We start from the raw sequence: 26,902 nt of genomic DNA, 5'->3' as shown, positions 1-26,902 counted from the left end.
GTACGCATGGTCGGATGAGACGATGCGTACCCCCCACCGCATAGCCACGCATTCCTTTCCGAACCCCTACGAAGAACTGGGTGCCCTCGACGGCACCGGGCCTCTGGAGGACTTCCTCCACGAGGACCTTCCCCGGGACGACCTCCCGGAGGAACCGGACGACGGCTGGTCCCCGCCCAACCACCGGCGCGGCAGCCGACGCCGCCGCAGGCGCTTCGCCGGTCTCCCGTTCGCCGTCAAGGCGTCCGCCACGGTCCTGGCCCTCGCGGCCTTCCTCGCCCTCGGCGACCGCTGGGCCGTCCTGTACGCCGAGCACCGGGCGGCCGACAAGCTCAAGGACCAGCTGCATCTGACCGCGGCCCCCGAGGTCGAGATCGGCGGCTTCCCCTTCCTCACCCAGCTCGCCGACCAGCGGCTGGACTCCGTGAAGGTGACCGTGCCCGACGTGGCCGCCGACCGGGTGTCCCTGGCGAAGGTGTCGGCGACGGCGACGAACGTCCGGCTCGACGGCGACGGCCCCACCTCCGTGCGCGGCGCCCGCATCCCCCAGATGCACGGCGAGGTCCTGCTGTCCTTCGACGACCTGAACCGTGAACTGGGCGCCTCGCAGGTCACGTTCACCGGGCACGGCCGTGACCAGGTGCGGGCGCGCGGCACACTGCCCGTCGCCGGGCACGATCTGCAGCTGCGGGCCGACGCGCGCATCCAGCGGGACGGCGCGCGCGGCATCTCCACCCACATCGGCGGCATGCGTCTGGACATCGGCGACCTCGCGACCTACCGCCCCGGCGCGCGGGCCTCGGAGGGCCTGCACCTCACCCGGGACACGGCCGCCCGGCTCGGCAAGGAGGTCGGCAAGGCGCGGGCGCTGCTCGCCGTCCCGTCGATCGTCCACCGGCTCGGGGTGCCGGACTCCGCGGTCCGCGAGGCACTCCGCGACGACACCAAGCTGGCGTCCCTGACGGGGGCACCCGCCTTCGTCCATCAGGCGATGCGGCTGAACCTGTTCGACGTGGCGGCCGCCCACCCGGAGCTCCTCAAGCGCCTCGGCTTCGACCCCTCCCTGCTCCAGGGCCTCACCCGTCTCACCCGTCCCGTTCTCGCCGACCAGCTCTCGCTGGGCTTCCAGCTGCCGCACCCGGCGGACGGAGCGGTGAACCTGCGGGACGTGCGCGTCGAGCGCGACGGTATCCGGGTCCAGGTGGCGGGCACGGATCTGCGGGTCGGGCACTGACCCGGCCCGCGGGTCAGGGAAGTTCGGGCGGAGCGGCCGGGGCGCCGGGCAGCCGTACGGTGGCGATCGTGCCGCCGTCCTCCGCCGGGCGCAGCGACACCTCGCCGCCGGCCTGCTGGACCGTGCGGGCCACGATGGACAGGCCGAGGCCCGATCCCGGCAGGGCCCGCGCGTCCGGCGAGCGCCAGAAACGGTCGAAGACGTGCGGGAGTTCGTCGGTGGGGATGCCGGGGCCGTGGTCGCGCACGCTCAGCTCACCGGCGTGCAGCCGTACGTCGACCGTGCCGCCCGGCGGGCTGAACTTCACCGCGTTGTCGAGGATGTTGACGATCGCGCGCTCCAGGGCGGAGGGCTCCGCCCGGACGAACCAGGGTTCCAGGTCCGCCGTGATCGTCAGCTCCGGGCCGCGCAGCCGCGCCCTGCGCAGGGCCGCCTCCACGGTGTCCTGGAGCGCCACGACCTCCACGCGGTCGCCCGCATGCGCCTCGTCCGACCGGGACAGCGTCTGGAGGTCGCCGATGAGCGCCGCCAGTTCGGTCATCTGCGCGGTCACGGAGGCGAGCAGCGCCTTGCGGTCCGCCGGGGGGATCGGCCGGCCCGTCTCCTCGCTCCGGGTGAGGAGTTCGATGTTCGTCCGCAACGAGGTCAACGGCGTCCGCAGCTCGTGCCCGGCATCGGCGATGAGCTGCTGCTGCAACTCGCGTGAGCTGGCGAGGGAGGCGGTCATCGAGTTGAACGACTCCGAGAGCCGCGCGATCTCGTCGTTTCCCTCGACCGGGATCCGGACGGTGAGGTCTTCCGTCCGGGCGACGTGCTCGACGGTCTCGGTGAGCTTGTCGACCGGGCGAAGCCCGGCCCGAGCCACCCAGAGCCCGGCGGCACCGGCGCCGAGAACTCCGATGCCGCCGACGAGGAGAAGGACCAGGGCCAACTCGTTCAAGGTGGCATTGGTGCCTTTGAGAGGGACGGCGTACATGGTCGCCGCGTCCTTGATGATCGTCGTGGTGCCGTCCGGATTGGAGATCATCAAGGGGACGGTCAGGACCCGGACCGGATTGCCCTTGGTGTCGGTACCGTCCCGGAAGGTGCCGTGACCGGCCACGGGGTTCTTGGCGAAGTCCGTGTCGCTGCCGGCGACCTCGATCTTGCCCGGTGACACGGAGGCGACGCAGGACTCACCGTCCGCCGTGACCACCTGGAGGTAGGACTCGAACTGCGCCCGGAATCCGCCCGCGTCGGTCGGCGACTGTCCGGACGGGTCGACCTCGGAGCCGTTGCAGTTGCTGATGGTGCTCACCAGCTTTCCGCCCTGAGGACGGTTGGCCGAGGACTGCAACTCATTGTTCAGTTCGTCGTACAGCTTGCCCTGGACGATGAACCAGCACGTCACCGACACCGCCGCCACCGCGAACGCCACCGCTGCCGCTACCAGGAGCGCGAGCCGGGAACGCAGGGGCAGCGACCTGAACCGGCGGAACAGTCGTTTCACTCCGCGCCGCCCGACCGCAGCACGTACCCCACGCCCCGCACCGTGTGGACGAGGCGCGGCTCGCCGCCGGCCTCCGTCTTGCGGCGGAGGTACATCACGTAGACGTCGAGGGAGTTCGACGACGGTTCGAAGTCGAAGCCCCAGACGGCCTTCAGGATCTGCTCGCGGGTGAGGACCTGACGCGGGTGGGCGAGGAACATCTCCAGGAGCGTGAACTCGGTGCGGGTGAGTTCCACCGGGCGCCCGGCCCGGGTGACCTCGCGCGTGGACAGGTCCATGCGCAGGTCACCGAAGGTCAGCGCGTCGTCCTCGGGAACGGCGCCCGCGGACGCCGCGTACGAGCTGCGCCGCAGCAACGCGCGGATCCGGGCGAAGAGTTCGTCCAGCTCGAAGGGCTTGACCAGGTAGTCGTCCGCCCCGGCGTCGAGTCCCGTCACCCGGTCACCGACCGTGTCACGCGCCGTCAGCATGAGGATGGGTGTGGTCGTGCCCGCGCCGCGCATCCGGCGGGCCGCCGTGAGGCCGTCCATGCGGGGCATCTGGATGTCGAGGACCACGAGGTCGGGCTGGTAGGCCGTCGCCTTCTCCAGTGCGTCCGCGCCGTCGACCGCGACCTCGGTGTCGTACCCCTCGAAGGCGAGGCTGCGGCGGAGCGCGTCGCGCACGGCCGGCTCGTCGTCGACGATCAGGATGCGCTGGGTGTCACGGTCGCCTTCGGCGGAGCTCATGGATGTGGGTTCCTCGGGTGGGATGGGGGTCGTGGCCGGGTGCTTTCAGCGTCGCACGTCGCGGGCTGTCCCGGAATGGATCAGCTTCGTACGGTACGGCGGCGGGCCGGGGCCCGGCGCGCGGCGGGCCGGGAGGCGGCCGGGGCCAGCTCCGGGGCCCGCCGGACCGGCGCGTGCAGTGCGCGGGCGACCGTGAGGGCCAGGCCGAGGCCGGACGGGTCGTCGCCGGTCACGGTGTGCGCGACGTGCTGGATCTTCATGGCGACCTCCGGGTCAGCTGTCGGAGCCGCCGGCCCGCAGCGAGGCCAGGTCGGACTTGACGGTGTTGACCGGGATGGCGAAGCCGAGGCCGACGCTGCCCGCGCTCGACGAGGACGAGGAGGAGTCCGAAGCGGCCGAGTACATCGCGGAGTTGATGCCGACGATGTTGCCGTTCATGTCGATCAGGGCGCCGCCGGAGTTGCCGGGGTTGAGTGAGGCGTCCGTCTGCAGGGCCTTGTACGTGGTGGTGGAGGAACCGGTGTCGCCGTTGAACTGGCGCCCGCCGAACTCGAAGGGCCACTGCTCGCTGCCGCTGCCGCTGCCGCCGCCCTGCTGTTGCTGCTGGCCCTGGCTCTCGTCGGTGGAGACGGTCACGTCGCGGTCGAGCGCGGAGACGATGCCGCTGGTGACGGTGCCGGTCAGGCCCTCGGGGGAGCCGATCGCGACGACCTGGTCGCCGACCTGGACGCCGGCCGAGTCGCCGAGCGTCGCCGTCTTCAGGCCGGACGGCGCGTTCTCCAGCTTGATCAGCGCGAGGTCCTTCTTGCTGTCGGTGCCGACGACGCTCGCGGTGTACGACTTGCCGTTGTTCAGCCGCACCTTGATCGCGGAGGCGCCCGAGACGACGTGGTTGTTGGTGATGATCTCGCCGCCGGTCGTGATGATCACGCCCGAGCCGGTGGAGGAGCCCGCGTTCGAGGTCGCGCTGATCTCGACGATGCTCGGGCTGACCGCCTTGGCGACGCCGGAGACCGTGCCCTTCTGGCTGGTGGGTACGACGCTGGTGCTGCTGGTGCTGCTGGAGGCGACCGTGTCGTTGCCCGTCAGCTCCTGGATGCCGTAGGCGGTGCCGCCGCCGATCGCCGCGGCGACGATCGCGACAGCGGCGAGCAGGGCGAACGGGCCCTTGGCGCGCCGCTGCCTCGTGGGAGCCGGACCCTGCGGCGGGGCGGGCGGCGCCGCGAAGGCCGCGGTGGAGCCGGTGGCGTCGGAACCGTCGGGCTGACCGGCGTACGGCCCGGCGCCGTAGCCGCCGTCACCGCCGTTGCCGTGACCGGAGCCCGGCCGCACGGTGGTGCCCGGCTCGACGTGGAGCGGCGGGGCCGGGTGGTACGCCGGCGGGGGCGGCCACTCGGGGTTCACGGGGGAGGAGGAGGGGTGCGACTGCTGCTGGGGGTACGCGGACCCGTGGTCGTCGCCCTGGGGGTACTCGCCGCTGCGGCGGAAGCTCTCGGTCATGTCAAAAAGACTGTCCCCGGATCATGAGAGCTCCCTGAGGGGCCCCTGAGAAGCCCGACAGAACCTCGTATGCCCGATATAAAGGCGTCCCCGGCGTGCCCGGCCCCGCGGTCGAGCCCGCTGCCGGACCCACCGCCGACCCCAGTGCCGGAGCGGAGCCGCTGTCGGCGTGGCGGGACCTGCCGGGTTCTCCCGGTGAGCGCTCGCCGGACGTCCGGCGAGCCCCTCACGCGCTCCCCGGGCAAACAGCGGGTTGCGTCCCGGTGATCCTGCGGAACGGCAGGGGCGAACAGTTGTCTGACCCCTGTGAGAGCCGTGATTTCGGGGGCGGGAGAGGCCTACGATCTCCGCGCCGGAGGGGGGCTCCGCGGTTACGCCCGTTGTCGACGCACGCCATGCAAGCGGTTGCCGTCGACGGTCGGGCCGGTGCGTCGTACGCCCTTCTCAGGCCTCTGACACGGACGGACACACGCACCCACACCAGGAGCCCTGAGTGATACGTGCCCTGCGCGACCGCTGGAGACGCCCCGCCACGGCGTTGCCGACGGCCGCTCTCGCGCTGGCGCTGACCTGCGCCGGCGCCCTCGCGGCGCAGCCCGCCAGTGCGGCCGACCACCCGGCCGGACTGCCCGATGCGAGCGTCGCCGCCCAGACCGGCGCCGCGCCCGCCCCGACCGCTTCCGACAAGGAACTGCGGCACCGCGTCGTCGAGGCCGCCAAGACCCAGGCGACGCCCGCGGCGAAGCCCAAGAAGACGCCGTTCATCATCGGCGGCACCGAGACCTCGATCTCCTCGGCGCCGTGGATGGTCCAGCTGTCCTACTACGACAGCGCGGCCGGCGAGGGTTACTTCTGCGGTGGCACCCTCGTCGCCCCCAACAAGGTCCTGACGGCGGCGCACTGTGTCGCCGGTCTCGACTGGGCGGAGAACGGCGCGGTGGTCGCCGGAGCGACCGGCCTGCTGGACGACACCAACGGGACCGTCGCGGGCGTCTACCGCCAGTGGAACCACCCGCACTTCAATGACGCGACCCTCCAGAACGACGTGGCGGTCCTCACCCTGGACCGTCCGCTGGAGCAGCAGTGGCTGAAGCTGACGGCCGCCGGCGACAGCACCTCCTACAAGGCCGGCACCTCCGCCACCGTCTACGGCTGGGGTCTGACCTCGGGTGCCGAGGACGCGGACCTGTCGGCGAACCTGCGCAAGGTGACCCTGCCGATGGTCGCCGACTCCACCTGCAACACCGCGATGAAGACCGTCCTCGGTGAGGACGACTTCGTCGAGGGATCGATGTTCTGCGCCGGCACCCCGGCGAAGGGCACCGACGAAGGCACCAAGAGCCCCTGCAACGGCGACTCCGGCGGCCCGGTGGTCGTCGGCGGCAAGGTCGTCGGCATCGTCTCCTGGGGCGTCTCGGGCTGCACCGCGCAGGGCGCCTACCCGGTGTTCACCAAGGTGTCCTCGTACGCCTGGGCGGCCCAGCCCCGTATCGACGACACGGACCTGACCTTCGACGGTCGTGCCGACCTGCTGGAGCGGACGCCCTCGGGCGGCCTGTTCGAGCAGGACAGCAAGGGCACCTCGCTGGCCACCCGCGCCTACCAGGGCAAGGACTGGCAGTACGCGAGCTGGGTCATGCAGGCCGATCTGGACCGGGACTTCTTCCAGGACCTGATCGAGCGCGACAAGACCGACGGCAAGCTGTACCGCAGCTCCTTCAACCACAGCTCGGAGCAGTTCGAGTGGATGCAGATCACCTCGGTGTGGGGCGGCTACGCGTCCTACGCCGTCCCCGGCGACATGACCGGTGACGCGCGTCCCGACCTGGTCGCGGTGGATGCCGACGGCTCGGTCTACCTGTACCCGGGCAAGGGCAACGGCGAGTTCTACGGCCGCGTCAAGGTCGTCGACAAGGCCTGGAAGGGCGTCAAGATCTTCGGGCACGGCGACCTGACCGGTGACGGCCGCGCCGACCTGCTGGTCCGCAACACCTCGGGCGTCCTGTACCTCTACCGGGGCACGCAGGTCGAACACACCCCGTGGTCGACGCGGATCCAGGCGCGTACGGGCTGGAACTTCACCTCGTACGTGGCCAACGGCGACGTGACCGGTGACGGCATCGCCGACGTCATGGCGCGGGACTCGGGCGGCACGCTCTGGCTCTACCCCGGCACCAACAAGGCCTCCAGCGACCTCTTCGGCTCGCGCAAGAGCCTCGGTACCGGCTTCAACCAGTACAACCTGCTGTTCTAGCTCCACCGCGGACCGACAAAAGAGATCCCCGCGTCCCCTCAGGGGCGCGGGGATCTCCGCAATCCGTGTGCCGTACGGCCTACTCGCAGCCGCAGGACTGGCGCACCACCAGCCGTGAGGGGAACAGCTTCAGCCGCTCGCGGCGGGAGCCGGCCACCCGCAGGCCGTCGTCGAGCACGAGGTCGACGGCCGCGCGGGCCATCGCCGAGCGGTCCGAGGCGATCGTGGTCAGCGGCGGGTCGGTCAGCCCCGCCTCCTTGACGTCGTCGAAGCCGGCGACCGCGAGCTGCCCCGGCACGTCGATGCGCAGCTCGCGCGCGGCGCGCAGCACACCGATCGCCTGGTCGTCCGTGGAGCAGAAGATGGCCGGCGGCCGGTGCGGCCCCGCGAGCAGCTCCAGGCCCACCTGGTAGGCGTCGTAGCGGTTGTACGGGGCCTCGAAGAGACGGCCCTCGGTGGGGAGCCCGGCCTCCTGCATGGCGCGCCGCCAGCCCTCGACGTGGTCGGAGACGGGGTCGCCGACCGCCGGTGTCTCGGCCGTGCCGCCGAGACAGGCCACGTACGCGTACCCGTGCTCCAGGAGGTGCCGGGTGGCGAGCTGGGCGCCCCCTATGTCGTCCGTGACGACGGCGACGTCGTCGATCGCCTCGGGGCGCTCGTGCAGCAGCACCACCCGGGCGTCCCAGGCGTCGATCTCGGCGGCCGCGTGGTCGTTCAGCGCGTGGCTGACGAGGATCAGCCCGGAGACCCGCATGCCGAGGAAGGCCCGCAGATAGTGGACCTCGCGCTCGGCGATGTAGTCGGAGTTGCCGACGAGCACCATCTTCCCGCGCTCGGCCGCGGCCTGTTCGACCGCGTGCGCCATCTCCCCGAAGAAGGGCTGGCGCGCGTCCGGGACGATCAGCCCTATGAGTTCCGTCCGCCGCGACGCCATGGCCTGGGCGACCCGGTCGGGCCGGTACCCCAGCTCCTTGATCGCCGCTTGGACGCGCTCGCGCGTGGCCGGGGCGACCGGCCGGGGTCCGTTGTTGATGACATAACTGACAACGGCGGTCGACGTACCCGCCAGTCGTGCCACATCATCCCGAGTCACCTTGGCCACGCGCGGAGTCTACGCGGATGGACCTACCTCTGGGCAGGGCGTACGGCTGCTTCCTGCTGCTGCTCGGAGGCCTCCGCCGGAGCGGCGGCGTCCAGGTGCGCCGTCTCGTCCGCATCGTCCGGCTTTGGCTGGGCCGCCTTGGCCTTCGCGGTGTCCGCCGCGCGGTCCACCTTCTCCGGAGTGACGAAGCGGTAGCCGACGTTGCGGACGGTTCCGATCAGCGACTCGTGTTCGGGCCCGAGCTTCGCGCGCAGTCGTCGTACGTGCACGTCGACCGTCCGCGTGCCGCCGAAGTAGTCGTAGCCCCAGACCTCCTGGAGCAACTGGGCGCGGGTGAAGACGCGGCCCGGGTGCTGTGCGAGGTACTTGAGGAGCTCGAACTCCTTGAAGGTCAGGTCGAGGACCCGGCCCTTGAGCTTGGCGCTGTACGTCGCCTCGTCCACGGAGAGGTCGCCGTTGCGGATCTCCATGGGGGAGTCGTCGTTGACGATCTGCTGGCGGCCCATCGCGAGCCGCAGGCGGGCCTCGACCTCGGCCGGACCGGCCGTGTCGAGGAGAACGTCGTCGATGCCCCAGTCGGCCGTGACGGCCGCGAGGCCGCCCTCGGTGACGACGAGGATGAGTGGACAGCCGGGTCCCGTGGAGCGCAGCAGCTGGCACAGGCTGCGGACCTGCGGGAGATCACGTCGTCCGTCGATGAGGATGACGTCGGCACCGGGGGTGTCGACGAGGGCCGGGCCTTCGGCCGGCGCCACGCGCACGTTGTGCAGCAGCAGGCCGAGAGCGGGAAGCACCTCCGTCGACGGCTGAAGGGCGTTGGTCAGGAGCAAGAGTGAACTCATCGCGCCTCACCCACCTGGGTCGTCCTGCGGTCGTGCTCGGTTCGCTCGCCCATAACGTCTGGTTCCTCCTCGGTCCCTGCGAGGACGTTTGCGGCACTGCTCTTGCCTGCGGCTCCCGCGCCCTGGGATCCGCAGGGCCTCCCTGGCCCCGTACACCTGCGGTTTCCCGCTTCGTATACAACGGTCCTGGAAGCACAAAAGGACCCGGGGGCTACTCTGCCCGAGTCCTCATGCCCAGCAGAATAGCCCACATGAGCTCAGGTCCGGCAGGTCAAGTGACGCGATCTTTCAATAGTCCACACCGTGAGACAACGCCGCGTACCTCCGTACGGAGGTCTCTGCGCACGGTCGACGGCGTGACGATCGACGCGGCCTACGACCCCGGAGAGCGGCCCGGTGGTGACCTCGCGTTCATCCTGGCGCACGGGTTCACGGGCGACCTGGACCGTCCGCACGTGCGCCGCGCGGCCGGCGTGCTGGGTCGCGGCGCGGCCGTCGTCACGTTCTCCTTCCGCGGTCACGGCGCCTCCGGGGGCCGCTCCACGGTCGGCGACCGTGAGGTCCACGACCTGGCGGCGGCGGTCGCCTGGGCGCGCGAGGTGGGGCACACCCGGATCGTGACGGTCGGCTTCTCGATGGGCGGCTCCGTGGTGCTGCGGCACGCGGCGCTGTACGGGAAGACGGGTTCGGGTCCGGGGCCGGGGCTCGCCGAGGCGGCCGGTCCGGAGTCCGAGGGGCGCGCGGAGGCGCGCACGGACGCGGTGGTGTCGGTCAGCTCGCCCGCCCGCTGGTACTACCGGGGCACGGCCCCGATGCGGCGGCTGCACTGGCTGGTGACCCGTCCGGAGGGCCGGATCGTGGGCCGGCTGGGTCTGCGCACCCGGATCCACCACCGTGAATGGGACCCGGTACCCGCGTCCCCCGTCGAGTGCGTCCCGTACATCGCGCCGACCCCGCTGCTGATCGTGCACGGCGACCGGGACGGCTACTTCCCCGTCGACCACCCGAAGATGCTGGCCGAGGCATCCGACGGCCACGCCGAACTGTGGCTGGAGCACGGCATGGGCCACGCGGAGAACGCGGCCCCGGACGACCTGCTGGGCCGCATCGCGGACTGGGGCGTCGCACACGCGGGCTAGCCTGGCGGGGTTCACGCGAACGTGTGGACGCACAGAGACCGAACCGCTGATTGAGGAACGAGATGGCAAAGGGCACGGTGCGTTACTGGGCCGCCGCCAAGGCCGCGGCAGGCGTCGCCGAGGAGCCGTACGAGGCGGGCACGCTCGCCGAGGCACTCGACGCGGCCCGCGAACGACACCCCGGCGAGCTCGTCCGCGTCCTGCGACGCTGCTCGTTCCTCATCGACGGTGACCCCGTGGGCACCCGAGGGCATGAGACGGTACGGCTGGCCGAGGGCGGCACGGTCGAGGTGCTCCCGCCGTTCGCAGGAGGGTGAGCGAGACGATGAGCAACCAGCCGTTCGAGGGCCGGTACGAAGGCACGTACGAGGAGTACGACCCCTACCGGCAGCCTCAGCAGGAGTCCGAGGACCCGCAGGCCCCGCACCAGGGGCAGCAGCAGGGACAGGGCCAGCAGGCGCAGCAACAGGGTCAGGGGCAGCCCGACTGGCAGCAGCACACCCAGCAGTGGGAGGGCCGGACCTGGGAGACGCAGACGCACTCGTCCGTCCCCGCCGCGGACACCGCCTATCTGCCTCCGCAGGCCTACCCCGCGTACGGGGAGCCGCAGCAGGGCCCCCAGGGCTACGGCGGCCCCGTACGCGACCCCCTGCCGTCCGAGGCACCGGCGCAGCCGTGGAACCCGGCCTCCGAGGCCCCCGCCCAGGAGCCGGCCGCCGAGCCGGTGGGTGTCCGGCTCCGCCCCGACGGGATCCCGCTCGCCGACGCGACGCCCGCCGAGGTCGCGGCCGACGCCACCTCGGACTACGGCCCCGCGACCGTCACCGGCAACGCCCGGATCACCGACGCCCAGCGCGCCCGCGCCGAGGGCCGGTCCCCGATCATCGAGCCCGGCATGCAGCCGGCCGCGCTGACGGCGGTCCTCGCGCTGCTGCTCTCCGGAGCGGCGGCCATCGGCGCGTACGCGCTCGTCGTCCCCCTGGTGCTGCTCCAGGGCGTCACCGCGGCGGGCTGGTTCCGGCTGAACGGGATGTGGCCGGCCCGGCAGGGCATCGCGCTGGCCTTCGCCGGCGCGCTGACCGCCGACGTCGCCCTGCTCGCCGCGGGCCGGGAGAACGCGCCCGCAGCGATCCTCGGCACCCTCGGCGTCTGGGTGCTCCTGACCCTCGTGCTCCAGCTGCGCAGCCACGCCGACCCCGACACCCGCATGTACGGGCTGATGGCGACCGTGGCCTCCGCGGCGCTGGCGATCATCGCGACCGGGCACCTCGCGGCGGAGCCGGACGCCGTCACCGTCGGCTGCGCGGCGGTCGCCGTGGCGATCCTGGCCCGTGCGCTGCCGCTGCCCACCCCGGCCTCCGTGGTGGTCGCGCTGCTGGCCGCGGCCGGCGCCGGTATCGCGGTCGGCGGGATGACGGATCTCGGCAGCCAGGGTGCCTTCCTGGGCCTCGGCGCCGGGGTGTGCGCCCTGATCGGGCACCGGGCGGCCAGTTACGACTACCCGTCCCGGTTCGTGCACTTCACCGCGGGTGTGGCGCTGCCGCTGGCCGCCGCCGCCCCCGCCGTCTACCTGCTGGGCCGCGCGCTCGGCTGACGGCCGGTTCGCACCGCCTCGATCCGGTCGACCTGCCGTTCCGAATCGTCACAGCTGATCGACAACCACCATGAAGGGCCCCCGGACCGGGGGCCCTTCATGGTTAGGCTCGCGTTCGGCGGCAACCAGGCCGACCAGACGGGGCCGTCCGACGTGGGGAACACCGAGCATGCGCGCACTGCGAATATTCCTGATCCTGGTCATCGTCCTCGGCGGGCTGTTCGTGATCGCCGACCGGGTCGCGGTCAACTTCGCGGAGGACCAGGCGGCCGATCGCATCAAGAGCACGGAGGGCCTCGCGAACACCCCCGACGTGTCCATCGAGGGCTTCCCGTTCCTCACCCAGGTCGTCGGCGGTGAGCTGGACGACGTGAAGATCGGCATCAAGGACTACGAGGCGTCGACGGGCACCTCCGCCGGCACCGTCCGGATCGACGACCTGCGCGCCGAGATGCACGGCGTGGCCTTCTCCGGCGACTTCAGCTCCGCCACCGCCGCCCGGGCCACCGGCACCGCGACGATCGCCTACGACGAGCTGCTGAAGGCCGCGGGGTCGGAGCCGGGGGACGTCGCGCCCGGCCTCACCGCCCGGATCACGGGCCTCTCCGACGGTGGCGAGGGCAAGATCAAGGTGACCCTCTCCTCGAAGCTCCTCGGCCGCGACCTGCCCCCGGTCTCGGTGCTCAGCTCCGTCACCGTCTCCGGGGACACCGTGAAGGTGCACGCCGACTCCCTGCCCAAGATCGGTGGCATCCAGCTCGTCGAGGGCCCGATCCGGTCGGTCACCGACTTCGAACAGAAGATCCAGAAGCTGCCCGGCGGCATCAAGCTCGACAAGGTCGAGGCGGCCCCGGACGGCGTCGACATCACGGTGAAGGGTTCGGACGTCAGCCTCGTCGGGTAGGTCGGAGACGGCGGGGCGAGCCGGGCGTTCCTGGTCGTCGGGGCCCGGTTCCCGCCGGGATACGTGCTGTCCGGAGGGGCCCTGTCCGAAAGGCGAGACGGTCCTGTCCGCACCGCAGATGCGTTCTCGGCAGGAAGAGCGCCCCGAAGGCCACGACCCGTGCGGCGAGCGCCCCGACGGCATGTTCGTATCACAGTACGGACGATCGCGTCTCAGCATGCGACACGCCGGTGACATGCCCGCCTGTCCGTCCCTACGATCGGACGCATGAAGCGACAGGCGGATCTCACGAAGCGGCGGGCAGTAGACCTGTGCCGCGTCGCCGCCATGCTCTGTCGCACCTTCTGAGCGGAAGCGTCGACTTCCGCGCGCCGGGCCCTTGGACCTCTCTCGTCAGGGCCACCCTTGCGCCGTGCGGCCCGATCGGCCGGCACCCACGCGCACCCCTCTCCATCGCATCACCCCGCCGTAACTGCCCCGGAGGAGAACGAGCATGAGCCGCACGGACGTCCTGGTAGACGCCGACTGGGTCCAGGACCACCTGGACGACCCGAACGTCGCCGTCGTCGAGGTCGACGAGGACACCTCGGCGTACGAGAAGAACCACATCAAGAACGCCATCCGGATCGACTGGACCAAGGACCTCCAGGACCCGGTCCGCCGTGACTTCATCGACCAGGAGGGCTTCGAGAAGCTCCTCTCGTCGAAGGGCATCGGCAACGACACGCTCGTCGTGCTCTACGGCGGCAACAACAACTGGTTCGCGTCGTACGCCTACTGGTACTTCAAGCTCTACGGCCACGAGAACGTGAAGCTCCTCGACGGCGGCCGCAAGAAGTGGGAGCTCGACTCCCGCGACCTGGTCGACGGCTCGCACGTCCCCGAGCGCGCCGCGACCGCCTACAAGGCCAAGCCGCAGGACACCTCGATCCGCGCCTTCCGTGACGACGTCGTCGCCGCGATCGGTGCGCAGAACCTGGTCGACGTCCGCTCGCCCGACGAGTTCAGCGGCAAGCTGCTCGCGCCGGCGCACCTGCCGCAGGAGCAGTCCCAGCGTCCGGGCCACGTCCCGAGCGCCCGCAACATCCCGTGGTCGAAGAACGCCAACGACGACGGCACCTTCAAGTCGGACGACGAGCTCAAGGAGCTCTACGCCGACGAGCAGGTCGACCTCGCCAAGGACACCATCGCGTACTGCCGCATCGGTGAGCGTTCCGCGCTCACCTGGTTCGTGCTGCACGAGCTCCTCGGTGTCCAGAACGTCAAGAACTACGACGGCTCCTGGACCGAGTACGGCTCCCTCGTCGGCGTGCCGATCGAGCTCGGCGCCAACAAGTAACCCTCAAGGCCTGAAGGACGGAACTGACATATGTGTGGAGCGAAGGCCGGCGGCCCCGACGCCTCGACGATCAAGCCCGGTGAGACGACGATCCAGGGCCAGGTGACCCGCGACGGCGAGCCGGTGACGGGCTACGTCCGTCTCCTGGACTCGACCGGCGAGTTCACCGCGGAGGTCCCGACCTCCGCCACGGGCCAGTTCCGCTTCTACGCGGCCGAGGGCACCTGGACCGTCCGGGCGCTGGTCCCCGGTGGCACCGCCGACCGCACGGTCGTCGCGCAGACCGGCGGCCTCGCCGAGATCGCGATCGCCGTCTGAGCAAGCCGGCCGCCGTCCCCGACGGCGGCCGGACCGAACGGCCGAAGGGCCGCACCCCCGGGGGTTGGACGCTTACCGGATCGGGGTGCGGCCCTTCGGCATGCCCGCCCGTGTGCCGCCCGGTCCCGCGGGCACTGCGCCGGACGGGTTGTCCGGGCCTAGGCTGGAGGTATGTACGCACGCAGGCGTCACGTGTACTTCGCCATGATGGGGACGTGCATCACCCTCTTCGTCCTCGCCTGGGGCGTCGTACGGCTGTGGTCGGTCCCGGCGGCCGTCGCGATGTGCGTGGTGGCCATGGTCATCCCGCCGGTCGCCGCGATGGCGGCCAACCGGCGCGGCCCCGAGGACCGATGGTGGGACGACCCGTCCGGCGACCGGAAGTCCGACGAGTGGTGGGACGAGCTGGACGGCAAGAAATGACGACAGCAGCAGGACGGCAGCAGTAGTCGGCGGCCGGCGGCCCTGTCGGGACAGCGGCAGCGGTCCCCAGGCGCCGGCCGGAACGGCGCGGAAGGCTCACATGTCGCGTACGAGGTTGTCCACGGTGGTGCTGGACGCACCCGACGCCCACAAGCTCGCCGAGTTCTACCAGCGGCTGCTCGGCTACACGGTGCGCGCCGAGGAGCCGAACTGGGTGCTCATCGGGCCGCCCTTCGAGGGGACGGCGCTCGCCTTCGAGACCGAGCCGCTCTACACGCCGCCGGTGTGGCCCGCGGGCCCCGGCGACCAGCGCATGATGCTGCACCTCGACATCGAGGTCGACGACCTGGCCGAGGAGACCGAGCGCGCCGAGGAACTGGGCGCCCGGCTCGCCGACCTCCAGCCGCAGGAGGACGTACGGGTGCTGCTCGACCCGGCGGGCCACCCCTTCTGCCTGTGGGTGGACGTCCGCCGCAAGCCGCGTCTGTGACCGGCCCGGGCCCGGCGCGGGGACCCGGTTCCTCCAGGCCGGCCTCGGGTCACCCGCTACCGGTCGCGGTCCGTCAGTAGACGAGCGCCTGCGTCCCGTCCGCCATCGCCTCCTGCACGAACACCTGCGCCCCCGCGATCCGTACGCCCTCCAGGACGTCCTTCTCGCCGATGTCGCGGCGGGCGGCGCACTGGGTGCACAGGGTGATGCGTCCGGCCGCCAGGATCGAGTCGATCAGGTCGGGCAGCGGAGCGGCGTGCGGCAGGTCGAACTCGGCGGCCCGGCCCGGCAGCGCGAACCACGCGGACTCGCCGGTCAGCCAGAGGGACACCTCCACGCCACTGGCCACGGCCACGGCCGCGACGGTGAAGGCCTGTGAGCAGCGTTCCGGGGCGTCGGCCCCCGCCGTCACCTTGATCACGAGCTTGTTCGCCATGGCCGTCATCGTATGCCGAATCGTGATCATCCTTCGTGCAACCCCATGCATGGGCCATGGGTCTCCTGTGCGCGCGGATACGGAATCCACGCTTCACGTTCTGTGGGGGGACGTCTTGGAAGTACCCGAAGGACCCGAAACACCGGAAAGACCGCACGTGCCTGAGGATGCGCCGGTTGTCGACCCGGGCCCGCAGCAGTCGGCGGAGCCCGTGCCGGCCGCCGCGGAGGACGTCCCGGCCGAGCCGCGTCCACGGCGGCGGCGGGGGCGTACGGCCCTGCTGATCGCCACGGCCGCCGTGCTCGGCCTCGTCGCCGGTACGTGCACCGGATTCGTCATCCAGGCCGACCGTGAGCCCACGAAGCTGGCGCCGCTGTCGCAGCCGGTCGTGGCCCAGGCCAAGGGCGACGGCCCCGAGCCGCTGTCCGCCGCCCATGACCACCGCGTCAAGACGGACGGCGACCTGCGCAAGCTGCTGCTGTCGCGGCCGAAGGGCACGAAGACGCCCGACTGGGCGCCGGAGCAGGACGGCTGGCTGGACCTGGCCGGTTACGCGAGCTCGCTGGACCACTCCGACCGGGAGTTCGGCGACCTGATCAAGTCGGAGTTCCGCCGGGGCGCCGGCGTCAGCTGGACCGTGGGCAGCACCTACAACACCCAGATCCGTCTGGTGCAGTACCGCCAGGAGGAGAGCCTCGGTGCCGCGGACCGGGTGAGCTGGTGGGACGTCGAGGACACCCGCAGCTGGCCCGTTCCCGGGGCCAACGACGGCATGGTCTACCTCTTCAAGCCGGAGACGAAGCCCGGCTACCTGCCGCTCTACAAGGCGCAGGCCTCGGCATCACGCGGTGACATCGCCATGGAGATCTGGATCTACGACTCCAAGCCGATCCCGAAGTCGAAGATCATGGACCTGGCCAAGCGGCAGTTGGAGCGGCTGTGAGTGAGCGACCCACCACCCCGGAGGGCCTCGAGTCCGAGCCGGCCCCGGCCGCACCGGAGCCGGCCGTCCCGACCGAACCTCCGGCGTCCGAACCCGCGGCGTCCGAATCTCCGGCGTCCGGATCTCCGGCCGCCCAGCCTCCGGTCCCGGCAGCAGCCGGACCGGAAGCCGCTCCCGAGCCGGCGACCCCGGCGGACGGCACCCCCGCAGAGGCGACCTCCGCAGAGGCGACCCCCGCGGAAGGCGCGCCCGGCAAGAAGCGCGTTCGCCGCGGCCGTGTCGCCGCGATCGCGGGGGCCGTTCTGCTCGTCGGTGCCGTCGTCGCGGGCAGCGCCTACACCGTGGTGACCGTCCGGGACGCCGACCGTGACGCGGGCGCGCCGTCCTGGAAATTCCCGAAGGCCGCGAAGGCGGACACGGGGGAGGCGAAGGCGGCGACCCCGCTCGCCGGGATGCTCCTGCCGTACGACGAGAGCTACGTCCGGGGTCCCGACATGGCCCGGTTCGGCTCCGACACCGCACTCAGCGGAGGCGAGGCCGCCGCTCTGCGCAAGGAGGCGATCCGTGATCTGCCCCGCTCCCAGCGCCGGCAGATCGAGAAGCAGATCGACAAGCAGCACACCAAGGGCATGGCGATGCGGAGCTACCTCTACAGCGGCTCCACGCTGACCGACGACGGCACCTTCACCGTCAGCATCCAGCTCGCCCAGATCGAGGACAAGCGGGCCGTACGGAACATGTCGACGTTCCAGAACGGACTCCTCGACGCCCTGGAGATCTTCCGCTCCGGACCGAAGATCGAAGGCCACAAGAACGCCAAGTGCTTCCTGCCGCCCAAGGACAAGGAGGAGAAGCTCGACATGATGATCTGCTCCGCCTACCAGGGGGACGTGCTGGTCGACGCCGTCGCGTACGCGGCCAAGCCGATGAACACCAAGGGGGTCGCGAAGCTGCTCCGCGCGCAGCTCGACCGCATCCAGGAGCCGGGAGAGGCCGTATGACCGAGCAGACGACACCGGTCGACGACACGAGGCCGGCCGAGGACGCCACGAGGCCGGCCGGGGACGCCACGAGGCCGGCCGAGGACGCCACGTCGGCCTTCGTGCCGCAGCCCCGGTCGGAACCCCTGCCGCAGGCCACGACGGAGCCGGCCGCGCCGGGGTTCGTGGTGCCGCCCCCGCCCGCCGCACCGCCCCTGGTGGGCGAGCCGCAGGAACCCCCGGTCAAGGTCAGGAAGGACCGCCGGGTGCTGCGTGCCGTGCTGCGCTGGACCGCCGCCACGGTGGTCTTCGCCGCGGTCGGAGCGTCCGCGGCGTACGGCATCACGCGCATGGAGCGGACCGACGTACCCGGTCTGGCGACGGAGGCCGACGGACGCTGGGACTACCCGGCGATCACGAAGCCGCCGCTGCCGTCCGGCAGCCCGGGCCCCTTCGCCGGGGCGGAGAAGTCCGGCGTGCACTCCGCCGACCTGCGGGCGCTCCTGCTCCCCGCACCCAAGGGCGCCAAGGCGGACGCCTCTCTGCGCGGCGACGACGGGTGGCTCTCGTCCAAGACCTTCCTGTCCCAGTACGCCGAGAAGGTGGACCGCGAGACGGTCGGCCAGATGCTGACCGACTACGCGGTGCGGCACATCGCGGCGCGCGGCTGGACCACCCCGGACGGCACCCGTACGCGGATCTACCTGCTCCAGTTCGACACCGCGGCCGTCGCCGAGGAGCTCGCCTCCACCAAGCTCGCGAACTACGGCGGGGCACAGTACGCGCTCACCGGTGCCGCCACGACCGAGCGGGACGAGCACTTCCCCGCCGCGTCCGAGATCGACGACATCACCCGCTTCGCGTACACGGAGAGCAAGCCGTACGGCTCCGAGCAGGTCCGTGAGGCCTATCTGTCGGCCGGCGACACGATCGCCCTGGTCGTGCAGTCCCACAAGGGAACGGCGGCGGCGGTGCCGTTCCAGCAGACGGTGGTCCTGCAGAGCCAGCTGCTCGACTGAGGCCGCGTGGCCCCGGGAGGGTGTACCTGAAAGAGAGCGCCGGGCCCCAGCCGCGTAAGCTGGGGCCCGGCCTTGTGTACGTCCCCGGTCGCGGCAGCGCCGGGCGGGGGACCCCGTTCCGCTCACCGAGGAGCACCCGTGGAGATCTTCTTCGAAACCCTTCTGGTCCTGGTCTGCGTCGGCGTGCTCGCCTTCGCCGGACTGACCGTGAAGAAGCTGTACCAGGGCCAGCGCTGACCCCCATCAAGGAACTGTTCAGCTCATGATCGAGATCCCGTCGGACCTCCACAAGGACCTGGTCCCCCTTGTCTTCCTCCTCGGCGACTGGGCCGGAGTCGGCGTGCACGACTTCCCCGGCTCCGAGAAGTGCAACTTCGGGCAGGAGGTCAGCTTCAGCCACGACGGCCGGGACTTCCTGGAGTACCGCTCGCACAGCTGGGTGCTCGACGCGGAGGGCAACAAGGTCCGTCCGCTGGAGACCGAGACCGGCTTCTGGCGCGTCGACGCCGACCGCAAGGTCGAGGTCGTGATGACGCGTGACGACGGCGTCGTCGAGATCTGGTACGGCGAGATCGCCGACAAGAAGCCGCAGATCGACCTGGTCACCGACGCCGTGGCCCGCACCGCCGCGTCCGGCCCGTACAGCGGTGGCAAGCGCCTCTACGGCTATGTGAACAGCGACCTCATGTGGGTCGGCGAGAAGCAGACCCCCGAGGTCGAGCTGCGCCCCTACATGTCCGGTCACCTGAAGAAGACCGTCACCCCGGAGGACGTCGAGCGCTGGGCCAAGGACCTGCCCGACGACATGCCGGACGACGGCATCGCCTTCTTCAAGTAGGCCCCTGCCCGCCCGCCCCCGGCAGCCGCCGCCGTTCGTCAGGTCGGTTCGGCGGCGAATGGTCCTAGACTTCCAGTGTGGTGAGCACCGACTGGAAGAGCGACCTCAGGCAGCGCGGCTACCGGCTGACGCCGCAGCGTCAGCTTGTCCTCGAAGCAGTGGACACCCTGGAGCACGCGACCCCCGACGACATCCTCGTGGAAGTGAGGAAGACGGCGTCGGGGGTCAACATCTCCACCGTCTACCGGACCCTGGAGCTCCTGGAGGAGCTCGGGCTGGTCAGCCACGCCCACCTCGGGCACGGCGCGCCGACGTACCACCTGGCCGACCGGCACCATCACATCCACCTCGTCTGCCGGGACTGCACGAACGTCATCGAGGCCGACGTGTCCGTCGCCGCCGAGTTCACCGCGAAGCTCCGGGACAGCTTCGGCTTCGAGACGGACATGAAGCACTTCGCGATCTTCGGCCGCTGCAAGGACTGCGCCGCCCGGCAGAAGTGACCGGGAAGCGGTCCTTCCTCCCCCGGGGTGGTCGGTCGGCCGGGCCGCAGAAATAAAAATGACGACCCCACGGTCGTAGTGTGTATGTCCATGAAGAGCTCCCTCCTGTCCCTGCCCGGCGCCGTTCCCGCCGAAGGCGTGGACGAAGGCGTCGCGGCGCACTACGGCGACCTGTTCCGCGAGCAGCGCGCCCTCGCCGACGGCCTCGGCTTCGTGGACCTCTCGCACCGCGGTGTCGTCACCGTCACCGGCGACGACCGGCTCACCTGGCTGCACCTGCTGCTCACCCAGCACGTCACCGACCTCCCGGTGGGCGAGGCCACGGAGGCGCTGATCCTCTCCGCCAACGGCCACATCGAGCACGCGCTCTACCTCGTCGACGACGGCACGACGGTGTGGATGCACACGGAACCGGACACCCAGGAAGCGCTAATCGCTTACCTGGAGTCCATGAAGTTCTTCTACCGCGTGGACGTCACCGACCGCACGGCCGACATCGCCGTGGTGTACCTCCCGGCCGGTTCGATCGCCGAGGTCCCCGAGGGCGTCGTCGTCCGCGAGACGCCGTACGGCCGTGATCTCTTCCTGCCGCGCGCGGACCTGGAGTCCTACGCGCAGAAGGCCGGCCCGGCCGCCGGACTCCTCGCCCACGAGGCGCTGCGCGTCGAACAGCACCGGCCGCGCCTCGGCTTCGAGACCGACCACCGCACCATCCCGCACGAGCTGGGCTGGATCGGCAGCGCCGTGCACCTCCAGAAGGGCTGCTACCGCGGCCAGGAGACCGTCGCCCGCGTCCAGAACCTGGGCAAGCCCCCGCGCCGCCTGGTCTTCCTGCACCTCGACGGCAGCGAGGTCCACCTGCCCGCGCACGGCACCGAGCTGCGTCTCTCCGCGGACGGTCCCGACGGCCGCAAGATCGGCTTCATCACGACCGCCGTACGCCACCACGAGCTGGGCCCGATCGCCCTCGCCCTCGTGAAGCGCAACGTGCCGCTCGACGCCCCGCTGACGGCGGACTCGACGGCGGCGGCGCAGGAGGTCGTGGTCGAGCCGTAGGCGTGGCCGAGCCGTAGGAGGGTCGTGCGTGGGCCCGCAGGACGCCATGGCCCCCGCAGGACCTCATGGTCTGTGAGGTCTGTGCGGCCGGTGAGGTCGGCGGGGTCCTTCCAGCGGGAGGGGCCGGGCTCACATCTCCAGGAGGACGGTGAACGGGCCGTCGTTCGTGAGCGAGACCCGCATCTGCGCTCCGAAGCGGCCCGTGGCCACGGTGGCGCCCAGGGCGCGGAGCTGGGCCACGACCTCGTCGACGAGCGGCTCGGCGACATCGCCGGGGGCGGCGGCGTTCCAGGTGGGGCGGCGGCCCTTGCGGGCGTCGCCGTACAGCGTGAACTGGCTGATGACCAGCAGGGGCGCGTCGATGTCGGAGCAGGACCGCTCCTCGCTCAGCATCCGGACGGACCAGAGTTTCCGGGCGAGTTGGGCCGCCTTCTCCTTGGTGTCCTCGTGCGTGACCCCGACCAGGACGCACAGCCCCTCGCCGTCGATCTCGCCGACCGTCTCGCCGTCCACGACGACGCTCGCGCCGTCCACCCTCTGCACCACCGCACGCATGCCGACCATGATGCCGTGCGCCGCCGGCGTGACGCGCTGCGGGCCCTTCGCGTGATTTCCGGAGGTTACTAACCCCCCATCTGGGGCCGATCGGGGGCACTCGGTCACATAGCGACCACCGGGGGTGGCACCATGCGGGGTGTTGCGGTGCACCCGGTGGGTGGACCGCGCCGGTCGAGGGGACGGTAGAGGCACATGAGCACACCGAGTACAGGGCGGCAGCCCGGAGCCGTGTCATTGACCCGCACGAGCGCACGGACGGCTCGGGCGGCGTCCCGGCCGCCGGTGCAGCGCACCGACAGCGGCCCGCTGCCCGCCGACGCCGGCCGGCCCGGTCTCGGCGTGCTCCGGCTGCCCGAGCTGCGGACCCTGCGCCGGGAGGCCCAGCGGGACGAGGCCGACCTCAGCTACGTACGGCGGCTCCTCCAGGGGCGGATCGACATCCTGCGCGCGGAGATCGCCCGCAGGGGACAGCGGAGGATGCCCGCCGCGGCCCCGGGACACCGGCCGTTCCTGCCCGCCAGGGAGCCGTCCGTCGTCGAGCGGCTCTCGGAGATCCTCACGGACGCGCCGGCCCGCCACCGCTCCTCGGCCCGCCATGTGACCGTCGGTACGCCGCACAGCGAGGAGTACCGGGCGCTCGCCGCCGACATGCTCGCCGAGGTGGAGCTGTCGGACCTGGACGCCCGGACGGACGAAGAGCTGGGCGCGGGTCTCGGCCGTCTCGTCCGCTACGAGCAGCAGGTCTCCCGGCAGCGCCAGCAGCTCCAGCGCACCGCGGACGACTGCAGCGCGGAGATCGCCCGCAGGTACCGTGAAGGCGAAGCACAAGTAGACGACCTGCTCATGTGACGCGGCGGCCCCGGCGATCCCGGGGCCGAGGGGCACGCCCGACCCTGGAGAGGCGGCCCCGCTCCGCGGTGGAGGGCGCGGTCCGGGTACGACCCGGGTGACGCCTTCCGGGCGGGTCCCGTCCCGGAAGGTCACCGCCGATGCCCGCCACCTCCCGCACGCCCGAGGGTTCCTCCGCCCCGGACGGCATATCCGCGGATCCCTCCGCCCCCGACGGCATGTCCGCCCTGTCCGCCGCCCGGGCCGGGATCCCCGCCGCTCCTTTGCCGGTGCTCGCCGAGGTCGTACGGTCCGGGTTCGTCGAGGGACACCATCGCGGCAGCCTGGTCCTGCTGGCCGCCGACGGGTCCGTCGAGCTGGCGCTCGGTGACGTGACGGCGCCCGTCTTCCCGCGCTCCTCGAACAAGCCCATGCAGGCGGCGGGCGTCCTGCGTGCCGGCCTCGACCTGTCGGGGGAACGCCTCGCCCTCGCCGCCGCCAGCCACTCCGGGGAGATCTTCCACCGCGACCTGGTGCGGAAGATGCTCGTCGAGCACGGGCTCACTGCCGACCAGCTCCAGTGCCCGCCCGACCTGCCGCTCGACGCCGTCGAGGCGGAGACCTACCTCGCCTCCGGTGCCGTGCGCGACCGGGTCACCATGAACTGCTCGGGCAAGCACACGGCGATGCTCGCGGTCTGCGTCCTGCGCGGCTGGCCCACCGAGTCGTACCTCGACCCCGGGCACCCGCTCCAGCAGCTGATCCACACGGTGGTGGAGGAGGCCGCGGGGGAGCCGGTCGCGGCGGTCGGTACGGACGGCTGCGGGGCGCCTCTGATGGCCATCGGTCTCACCGGTCTGGCCCGCGCCTTCCGCCACTTCGTCCTCGCCGCCCCCGGTTCCGCGGAGCGCCGCGTCGCCGACGCCATGCGGGCCCATCCCGAGTACGTCGCGGGCACCCGGCGGCCCGACACCTGGCTGATGCGGGAGATCCCGGGTGCGCTGTCCAAGATGGGCGCCGAAGCGGTCCAGGCGGTCGCCCTTCCGGACGGCCGCGCCCTCGCCTTCAAGATCGACGACGGCGCCACCCGAGCCCTGGGCCCGGTCCTCGCCCGAGCCCTGACCCTCCTGAACGTGCGATCCCCGATCCTCCAGCAGATAGGCAAGGCCCCTCTGCTGGGCGGAGGCAGGGAGGTGGGCGAGATCAGGGCCACGTTCTGACGGACATGCGGCCCATCAGGGGCGCGGGGAACAGCGCGACAAGCCCTCACCGGGCGCGCGCGGGTCAGAGGACCGGGAGCGGGGTCGGGGGCGGAGCCCCGGTGGCGCCGGGTGGTGTTCAGGGGCGCGGGGAACGGCGCGACAAGCCCCCACCGGGCGCGCGCCGGTCCGTCGACCGGGAGCGGAGCCCCGGTGGCGCCGGGTGGTGTTCAGGGGCGCGGGGAACGGCGCGACAAGCCCTCACCGGGCGCGCGCCGGTCCGGCGACCGGGGCCCGGGGCCGGGCGGCGGACCCGGGGCCACGGAAATCCCCGCGACACCCCGCCGACGGACACCTAGCGTGGGCCCATGACCCCGCACGACACCCCCGCCCCCACCCCCCTCACGGTCCGCCCCCTCGCACCCCCCGACATCCCGGACTGGCTGCGCGCGCTGAACACGGGGTTCCTGCGCCCGCCGGCGGTGTCCAAGGAGGAGACCGAGGCGCGCGGCGCGGGACTGGTCCTGCCGCGCACCCTGGGCGCGTACGACGGGGACCGCTGTGTGGCGACGTTCCGGTCGTTCCCCCAGGAGCTGACCGTGGTGGGCGGCGCGACCGTCCCCGCGGACGCGATCTCCAGCGTCACGGTCTCGCCCACGCACCGCCGCCGCGGCCTCCTCACCCGCATGATGGAGGCCGACCTCGCCGCGGCCAGGGAACGCGGCGACGTCGTCGCGACGCTCATCGCCGCCGAGTACCCGATCTACGGCCGCTACGGCTTCGGCCCCGTCACGACCACCGCCGAGTGGACCATCGACGTCGCGCGCACGGGCCTCGACCCCCGCTGGGCGGGCCCCGCCGACGGCGGCCGCGTCGACCTCGTGGACGCCGACGACGTGCGCCGCGACGGACCCGGACTGCACGAACGCTTCCGCCGCGACCGGCCCGGCGCCATCAACCGTGACGACCGCTGGTGGCAGATCAACACCGGTGTCCTGCGACTCGGCGGCGACCCCTGGAAGGAACCCTTCTACGCCGCGTACCGCTCGGCGTCCGGCGAGATCGAGGGCCTGGTCTCCTACGAGTCCGACGACCACTGGGACGACTCCAACCAGCCGCAGAACACCGCGACGGTGAACTGGCTGCTCGCGGTGACGCCGGCGGCGGAGCGCGCCCTGTGGCGGTACCTCTGCTCGATCGACTGGATCGCCCGGGTCAAGACGGGTAGGCGCGCCCCGGACGACCTGGTGCCCCACTTCCTGCCGGACCCGCGAGCCGCGCGCATCACCACGCAGTCGGACTGGCTGTGGGTGCGCATCCTGGACGTCGTACGGGCCCTGGAGGCCCGGACGTACGGAGCCGCCGGGACGCTCGTCCTGGAGGTGACGGACGAGAGCGGGCCGACGGGTGGCCGCTACCGGCTGCACGTCGCCGCGGAGGGGACCGCGACCTGCGCCCCGACCACCGATGACGCCCAACTCACCGTGCCGGTCGCCGACCTGGCCACTCTCTGGCTCGGTGACGACTCCGCGGAGCGGCTCGTGGCACTCGGCCGGGTCCGGGAACGGCAAGAGGGCGCCGCCTCCGTCGCCGACGCCCTGCTGCGGACGTCCAGGCGACCGTGGTGCCCGGACATCTTCTGAACTACCGCTGTCGGTCCGTCGGTTCTCCTTCCACGCGGGTGCCGGGCTGTCGCTTCCCGTGATCTCTGATCTCTGATCACGGGTCGCCGATCCCTGTCTCTTGATCCGTAGCGATTCAGTTGTGGTTGTTTTCCGGTGGTGCGGTGGTGCGGACCGACCGGGCTCCCGGCTCCCCTCCGGAGGGGAGACCGGTCGGCCGGGCTGGCGGACGACGCGCGTCCGGTCAGCCGGACTGGGCGAGCAGCATCACGAGGATCACCGCCCCGATGCCGCTGATCATGGTGTTCTTGGCCTTGAGGCCGACGGACAGTGCGACGAACGCGATGATGCCCATCGGCCCGTATTTCCACTGGATGAGCTGCTCGAATCCGATGGCGAGGGCGGCGACGGCGAGGGCGATGAGCGGCATGACGGTCCCTCCTTCGGGACGGGGAGGCGAACCCCGTTGAGGACCGTCCGCCCCGTCACCCGATCCGCAGGCGATGCTCAGGCGGCCAACCCCCTGGAAGCTTGACCATGTTGTGCAAGTTGGCGACCAACTCACTCCTAGTTATCTCCATGTTGGGACGACTCATAACCACCTATCCGGCAACTGCCCAAAGATGGCGGGAAGTTGTAGTGTTTGGTCGTGGAGCCGGAACATGCCGCCGTCAACGGGCGGAAGAGGTCACCACGGCCACCCAGGTCACACCGCGAGGTGGCCGACGAGCTGCGCAGCCGGATCAGGTCCGGTCAGCTGCGGGCCGGCGAGCGCATGCCCACCCAGGCCAGGCTGGCCGACGAGTTCGGGGTCGAGCGCGGCGCGGTGCGCCAGGCGCTGCGCATCCTCCAGTCGGAGCACCTGCTCGTCGACGTGTCCAAGGGGAGCCCGGCGACCGTCGCGGAGCCTCCCGAGAGGGTTCTGACCGGCCCGGAAGCCGTGCCGCAGCCGACCACGGTGGCACTCGGCGCACGGGTGACGGCCGCGTTCCGCGCCCCGCACGTGGAGATCGACGCGCTGTGTCTCACGTCGATCTCGCTGACCCTGGCGATGGGGGAGCCGCTGCGTCAGATTCACGCCGGACGCATGAAACCGGCCAGGGTGGACGTCCGGGTGCTGCTTCCGAGCAGTGACATCGACCTGGCCTTCCCGGCGCCCGTCGACGCCCGCACCGACAGCCGGCTCCAGCGCAACTGGCTCGCCAACCGCAACGCGCAGGGGCAGGTGCTGCGGCACAACCTGTTGGCCCTGCGTTCCTCGCACGGCGTCGATGTCCGCGTCACCTTCCGGGCGCTGCCGTTCACCCCGCCGGTGAAGCTGTACCTGCTCAACGGCGTCGAGGCGCTCTTCGCGTACTACACGCTCGCCCGGCGGGAGGAGGAGATCGACCATGAGCAGTTGCAGCTGTACGACGTCCAGGGCACCCGCTCCACGCTCTTCCCCTTCGCCCAGGGCGCGGGGCTGCGGGACACGACGTTCGTGGAGCAGTCCCACCTGTGGTTCAACGCGCTGTGGGAGACCATCAGTTCCGAGCTGGTGCTCTCGGGCTGAGGCCTCCCGGAT

General features: G+C 71.6%; 29 protein-coding genes. 20 read left to right on the top strand and 9 right to left on the bottom strand.

Going from position 1 to position 26,902, the window contains the following annotated elements; genetic code table 11:
• Positions 1-22: 22 nt before the first annotated feature.
• Entirely contained in the window at positions 23-1,234 is a 1,212-nt protein-coding gene (locus tag B0675_RS08000; RefSeq protein ID WP_081218136.1) for a DUF2993 domain-containing protein, read from the top strand.
• A 13-nt stretch (positions 1,235-1,247) separates the two neighbouring features.
• Here the strand turns inward: B0675_RS08000 and B0675_RS07995 are convergent, their stop codons facing one another.
• The 4 genes from B0675_RS07995 to B0675_RS07980 all read right to left on the bottom strand — a co-directional run bounded on the left by B0675_RS07995 (position 1,248) and on the right by B0675_RS07980 (position 4,951).
• Entirely contained in the window at positions 1,248-2,723 is a 1,476-nt protein-coding gene (locus tag B0675_RS07995; RefSeq protein ID WP_081218135.1) for a HAMP domain-containing sensor histidine kinase, read from the bottom strand.
• Positions 2,720-3,451, bottom strand: a complete 732-nt coding sequence (locus B0675_RS07990; protein WP_081218134.1) for a response regulator transcription factor — start codon at positions 3,449-3,451, stop codon at positions 2,720-2,722. The genes B0675_RS07995 and B0675_RS07990 overlap by 4 nt, the downstream gene beginning before the upstream one ends.
• An 80-nt stretch (positions 3,452-3,531) precedes the next feature.
• A complete protein-coding gene (locus B0675_RS07985; protein WP_081218133.1) occupies positions 3,532-3,711 on the bottom strand; it encodes a hypothetical protein in 180 nt (59 codons plus the stop codon).
• Positions 3,712-3,724: 13 nt separating this feature from the next.
• Positions 3,725-4,951, bottom strand: a complete 1,227-nt coding sequence (locus tag B0675_RS07980) for a trypsin-like peptidase domain-containing protein (protein WP_107482581.1) — start codon at positions 4,949-4,951, stop codon at positions 3,725-3,727.
• Positions 4,952-5,444: 493 nt separating this feature from the next.
• Between B0675_RS07980 and B0675_RS07975 the strand changes: the two genes are divergently transcribed.
• A complete protein-coding gene (locus tag B0675_RS07975) occupies positions 5,445-7,205 on the top strand; it encodes a trypsin-like serine protease (RefSeq protein WP_081218132.1) in 1,761 nt (586 codons plus the stop codon).
• A 79-nt stretch (positions 7,206-7,284) separates the two neighbouring features.
• Here the strand turns inward: B0675_RS07975 and B0675_RS07970 are convergent, their stop codons facing one another.
• Both B0675_RS07970 and B0675_RS07965 read right to left on the bottom strand, forming a co-directional pair.
• On the bottom strand, positions 7,285-8,307 hold the full coding sequence (locus B0675_RS07970; protein ID WP_081218131.1) for a LacI family DNA-binding transcriptional regulator: 1,023 nt from the start codon (positions 8,305-8,307) through the stop codon (positions 7,285-7,287).
• A 23-nt stretch (positions 8,308-8,330) separates the two neighbouring features.
• The gene (locus B0675_RS07965) at positions 8,331-9,149 is read right to left on the bottom strand and encodes a response regulator transcription factor (protein ID WP_081218130.1); all 819 of its coding nucleotides are present in this window, start codon (positions 9,147-9,149) and stop codon (positions 8,331-8,333) included.
• A gap of 251 nt (positions 9,150-9,400) precedes the next feature.
• Here B0675_RS07965 and B0675_RS07960 point away from each other — a divergent pair, with 251 nt between their 5' ends.
• The 8 genes from B0675_RS07960 (at position 9,401) to B0675_RS07920 (ending at position 15,356) form a co-directional block, all read left to right on the top strand.
• Positions 9,401-10,288, top strand: coding sequence for an alpha/beta fold hydrolase (locus B0675_RS07960; protein ID WP_081218129.1), 888 nt, complete (start codon positions 9,401-9,403; stop codon positions 10,286-10,288).
• Positions 10,289-10,350: 62 nt separating this feature from the next.
• Positions 10,351-10,605 (top strand): MoaD/ThiS family protein, encoded by a 255-nt coding sequence (locus B0675_RS07955; RefSeq protein ID WP_081218128.1) that lies wholly within the window; start codon positions 10,351-10,353, stop codon positions 10,603-10,605.
• A gap of 8 nt (positions 10,606-10,613) precedes the next feature.
• Positions 10,614-11,882 carry a hypothetical protein gene (locus B0675_RS07950; RefSeq protein WP_081221667.1) on the top strand — a complete coding sequence of 423 codons (1,269 nt, stop codon included), beginning with the start codon at positions 10,614-10,616 and terminating at the stop codon, positions 11,880-11,882.
• Between the two features lie 169 nt (positions 11,883-12,051).
• Positions 12,052-12,786, top strand: a complete 735-nt coding sequence (locus B0675_RS07945) for a DUF2993 domain-containing protein (RefSeq protein ID WP_081218127.1) — start codon at positions 12,052-12,054, stop codon at positions 12,784-12,786.
• A 493-nt stretch (positions 12,787-13,279) separates the two neighbouring features.
• Positions 13,280-14,125, top strand: coding sequence for a sulfurtransferase (locus B0675_RS07935; RefSeq protein WP_081218126.1), 846 nt, complete (start codon positions 13,280-13,282; stop codon positions 14,123-14,125).
• A gap of 30 nt (positions 14,126-14,155) precedes the next feature.
• A complete protein-coding gene (locus B0675_RS07930) occupies positions 14,156-14,443 on the top strand; it encodes a DUF1416 domain-containing protein (protein WP_081218125.1) in 288 nt (95 codons plus the stop codon).
• Positions 14,444-14,614: 171 nt separating this feature from the next.
• The gene (locus tag B0675_RS07925) at positions 14,615-14,866 is read left to right on the top strand and encodes a DUF3099 domain-containing protein (protein WP_081218122.1); all 252 of its coding nucleotides are present in this window, start codon (positions 14,615-14,617) and stop codon (positions 14,864-14,866) included.
• A 100-nt stretch (positions 14,867-14,966) separates the two neighbouring features.
• Positions 14,967-15,356: a VOC family protein gene (locus B0675_RS07920; RefSeq protein ID WP_081218119.1), complete on the top strand. Its 390-nt coding sequence runs from the start codon at positions 14,967-14,969 to the stop codon at positions 15,354-15,356.
• A gap of 73 nt (positions 15,357-15,429) precedes the next feature.
• On the opposite strand, the gene B0675_RS07915 is transcribed toward B0675_RS07920, so the two are convergent.
• Positions 15,430-15,792, bottom strand: coding sequence for a DsrE family protein (locus B0675_RS07915; protein WP_081218116.1), 363 nt, complete (start codon positions 15,790-15,792; stop codon positions 15,430-15,432).
• Between the two features lie 157 nt (positions 15,793-15,949).
• Between B0675_RS07915 and B0675_RS07910 the strand changes: the two genes are divergently transcribed.
• The 6 genes from B0675_RS07910 (at position 15,950) to B0675_RS07885 (ending at position 21,131) form a co-directional block, all read left to right on the top strand.
• Positions 15,950-16,735 (top strand): hypothetical protein, encoded by a 786-nt coding sequence (locus B0675_RS07910; protein WP_241539730.1) that lies wholly within the window; start codon positions 15,950-15,952, stop codon positions 16,733-16,735.
• Entirely contained in the window at positions 16,732-17,736 is a 1,005-nt protein-coding gene (locus tag B0675_RS07905) for a hypothetical protein (protein ID WP_241539729.1), read from the top strand. Before B0675_RS07910 ends, B0675_RS07905 begins: the two co-directional genes overlap by 4 nt.
• Positions 17,733-18,734: a hypothetical protein gene (locus tag B0675_RS07900; protein WP_241539728.1), complete on the top strand. Its 1,002-nt coding sequence runs from the start codon at positions 17,733-17,735 to the stop codon at positions 18,732-18,734. The genes B0675_RS07905 and B0675_RS07900 overlap by 4 nt, the downstream gene beginning before the upstream one ends.
• A 262-nt stretch (positions 18,735-18,996) precedes the next feature.
• Positions 18,997-19,572 (top strand): FABP family protein, encoded by a 576-nt coding sequence (locus B0675_RS07895; protein WP_081218111.1) that lies wholly within the window; start codon positions 18,997-18,999, stop codon positions 19,570-19,572.
• Positions 19,573-19,649: 77 nt separating this feature from the next.
• Positions 19,650-20,075: a Fur family transcriptional regulator gene (locus B0675_RS07890; RefSeq protein WP_081218109.1), complete on the top strand. Its 426-nt coding sequence runs from the start codon at positions 19,650-19,652 to the stop codon at positions 20,073-20,075.
• Between the two features lie 90 nt (positions 20,076-20,165).
• A complete protein-coding gene (locus tag B0675_RS07885; protein ID WP_081221665.1) occupies positions 20,166-21,131 on the top strand; it encodes a folate-binding protein YgfZ in 966 nt (321 codons plus the stop codon).
• Positions 21,132-21,260: 129 nt separating this feature from the next.
• Here the strand turns inward: B0675_RS07885 and dtd are convergent, their stop codons facing one another.
• Positions 21,261-21,686 carry a D-aminoacyl-tRNA deacylase gene (gene dtd / locus B0675_RS07880; RefSeq protein WP_081218107.1) on the bottom strand — a complete coding sequence of 142 codons (426 nt, stop codon included), beginning with the start codon at positions 21,684-21,686 and terminating at the stop codon, positions 21,261-21,263.
• Between the two features lie 195 nt (positions 21,687-21,881).
• On the opposite strand from dtd, the gene B0675_RS07875 reads away from it, so the two are divergent.
• The 3 genes from B0675_RS07875 (at position 21,882) to B0675_RS07865 (ending at position 25,359) form a co-directional block, all read left to right on the top strand.
• Positions 21,882-22,538 carry a hypothetical protein gene (locus B0675_RS07875; protein WP_081218105.1) on the top strand — a complete coding sequence of 219 codons (657 nt, stop codon included), beginning with the start codon at positions 21,882-21,884 and terminating at the stop codon, positions 22,536-22,538.
• A 218-nt stretch (positions 22,539-22,756) separates the two neighbouring features.
• The gene (locus B0675_RS07870) at positions 22,757-23,737 is read left to right on the top strand and encodes an asparaginase (RefSeq protein ID WP_081221664.1); all 981 of its coding nucleotides are present in this window, start codon (positions 22,757-22,759) and stop codon (positions 23,735-23,737) included.
• Between the two features lie 347 nt (positions 23,738-24,084).
• Positions 24,085-25,359 carry a GNAT family N-acetyltransferase gene (locus B0675_RS07865; protein WP_081218102.1) on the top strand — a complete coding sequence of 425 codons (1,275 nt, stop codon included), beginning with the start codon at positions 24,085-24,087 and terminating at the stop codon, positions 25,357-25,359.
• 223 nt (positions 25,360-25,582) lie between these two features.
• Here B0675_RS07865 and B0675_RS07860 read toward each other — a convergent pair whose 3' ends face one another.
• Positions 25,583-25,768: a hypothetical protein gene (locus tag B0675_RS07860; RefSeq protein WP_081218099.1), complete on the bottom strand. Its 186-nt coding sequence runs from the start codon at positions 25,766-25,768 to the stop codon at positions 25,583-25,585.
• Between the two features lie 213 nt (positions 25,769-25,981).
• Between B0675_RS07860 and B0675_RS07855 the strand changes: the two genes are divergently transcribed.
• The gene (locus B0675_RS07855) at positions 25,982-26,890 is read left to right on the top strand and encodes a GntR family transcriptional regulator (protein WP_081218096.1); all 909 of its coding nucleotides are present in this window, start codon (positions 25,982-25,984) and stop codon (positions 26,888-26,890) included.
• Positions 26,891-26,902 lie beyond the last annotated feature (12 nt).

The organism is Streptomyces sp. M41(2017) (genome assembly GCF_002078175.1).
Classification (GTDB): Bacteria; Actinomycetota; Actinomycetes; order Streptomycetales; family Streptomycetaceae; genus Streptomyces.
The sequence above is the reverse complement of the archived record's forward strand: the minus strand, read 5'-3'. Positions and strand labels throughout refer to the sequence as shown.

Bases quoted from the DNA above. Each gene is read 5' to 3' on its own strand.
- B0675_RS07985 (WP_081218133.1), bottom strand. From the start codon at position 3,711: ATGAAGATCCAGCACGTCGCGCACACCGTGACCGGCGACGACCCGTCC.
- B0675_RS07960 (WP_081218129.1), top strand. From the start codon at position 9,401: ATGAGCTCAGGTCCGGCAGGTCAAGTGACGCGATCTTTCAATAGTCCA.
- B0675_RS07885 (WP_081221665.1), top strand. From the start codon at position 20,166: ATGAAGAGCTCCCTCCTGTCCCTGCCCGGCGCCGTTCCCGCCGAAGGC.
- B0675_RS07900 (WP_241539728.1), top strand. From the start codon at position 17,733: ATGACCGAGCAGACGACACCGGTCGACGACACGAGGCCGGCCGAGGAC.
- dtd (WP_081218107.1), bottom strand. From the start codon at position 21,686: ATGCGTGCGGTGGTGCAGAGGGTGGACGGCGCGAGCGTCGTCGTGGAC.
- B0675_RS07915 (WP_081218116.1), bottom strand. From the start codon at position 15,792: ATGGCGAACAAGCTCGTGATCAAGGTGACGGCGGGGGCCGACGCCCCG.
- B0675_RS07875 (WP_081218105.1), top strand. From the start codon at position 21,882: ATGAGCACACCGAGTACAGGGCGGCAGCCCGGAGCCGTGTCATTGACC.
- B0675_RS07965 (WP_081218130.1), bottom strand. From the start codon at position 9,149: ATGAGTTCACTCTTGCTCCTGACCAACGCCCTTCAGCCGTCGACGGAG.
- B0675_RS07865 (WP_081218102.1), top strand. From the start codon at position 24,085: ATGACCCCGCACGACACCCCCGCCCCCACCCCCCTCACGGTCCGCCCC.
- B0675_RS07945 (WP_081218127.1), top strand. From the start codon at position 12,052: ATGCGCGCACTGCGAATATTCCTGATCCTGGTCATCGTCCTCGGCGGG.
- B0675_RS07895 (WP_081218111.1), top strand. From the start codon at position 18,997: ATGATCGAGATCCCGTCGGACCTCCACAAGGACCTGGTCCCCCTTGTC.
- B0675_RS07955 (WP_081218128.1), top strand. From the start codon at position 10,351: ATGGCAAAGGGCACGGTGCGTTACTGGGCCGCCGCCAAGGCCGCGGCA.
- B0675_RS07920 (WP_081218119.1), top strand. From the start codon at position 14,967: ATGTCGCGTACGAGGTTGTCCACGGTGGTGCTGGACGCACCCGACGCC.
- B0675_RS07860 (WP_081218099.1), bottom strand. From the start codon at position 25,768: ATGCCGCTCATCGCCCTCGCCGTCGCCGCCCTCGCCATCGGATTCGAG.
- B0675_RS07990 (WP_081218134.1), bottom strand. From the start codon at position 3,451: ATGAGCTCCGCCGAAGGCGACCGTGACACCCAGCGCATCCTGATCGTC.
- B0675_RS07950 (WP_081221667.1), top strand. From the start codon at position 10,614: ATGAGCAACCAGCCGTTCGAGGGCCGGTACGAAGGCACGTACGAGGAG.
- B0675_RS07980 (WP_107482581.1), bottom strand. From the start codon at position 4,951: ATGACCGAGAGCTTCCGCCGCAGCGGCGAGTACCCCCAGGGCGACGAC.
- B0675_RS07930 (WP_081218125.1), top strand. From the start codon at position 14,156: ATGTGTGGAGCGAAGGCCGGCGGCCCCGACGCCTCGACGATCAAGCCC.
- B0675_RS08000 (WP_081218136.1), top strand. From the start codon at position 23: ATGCGTACCCCCCACCGCATAGCCACGCATTCCTTTCCGAACCCCTAC.
- B0675_RS07870 (WP_081221664.1), top strand. From the start codon at position 22,757: ATGTCCGCCCTGTCCGCCGCCCGGGCCGGGATCCCCGCCGCTCCTTTG.
- B0675_RS07925 (WP_081218122.1), top strand. From the start codon at position 14,615: ATGTACGCACGCAGGCGTCACGTGTACTTCGCCATGATGGGGACGTGC.
- B0675_RS07935 (WP_081218126.1), top strand. From the start codon at position 13,280: ATGAGCCGCACGGACGTCCTGGTAGACGCCGACTGGGTCCAGGACCAC.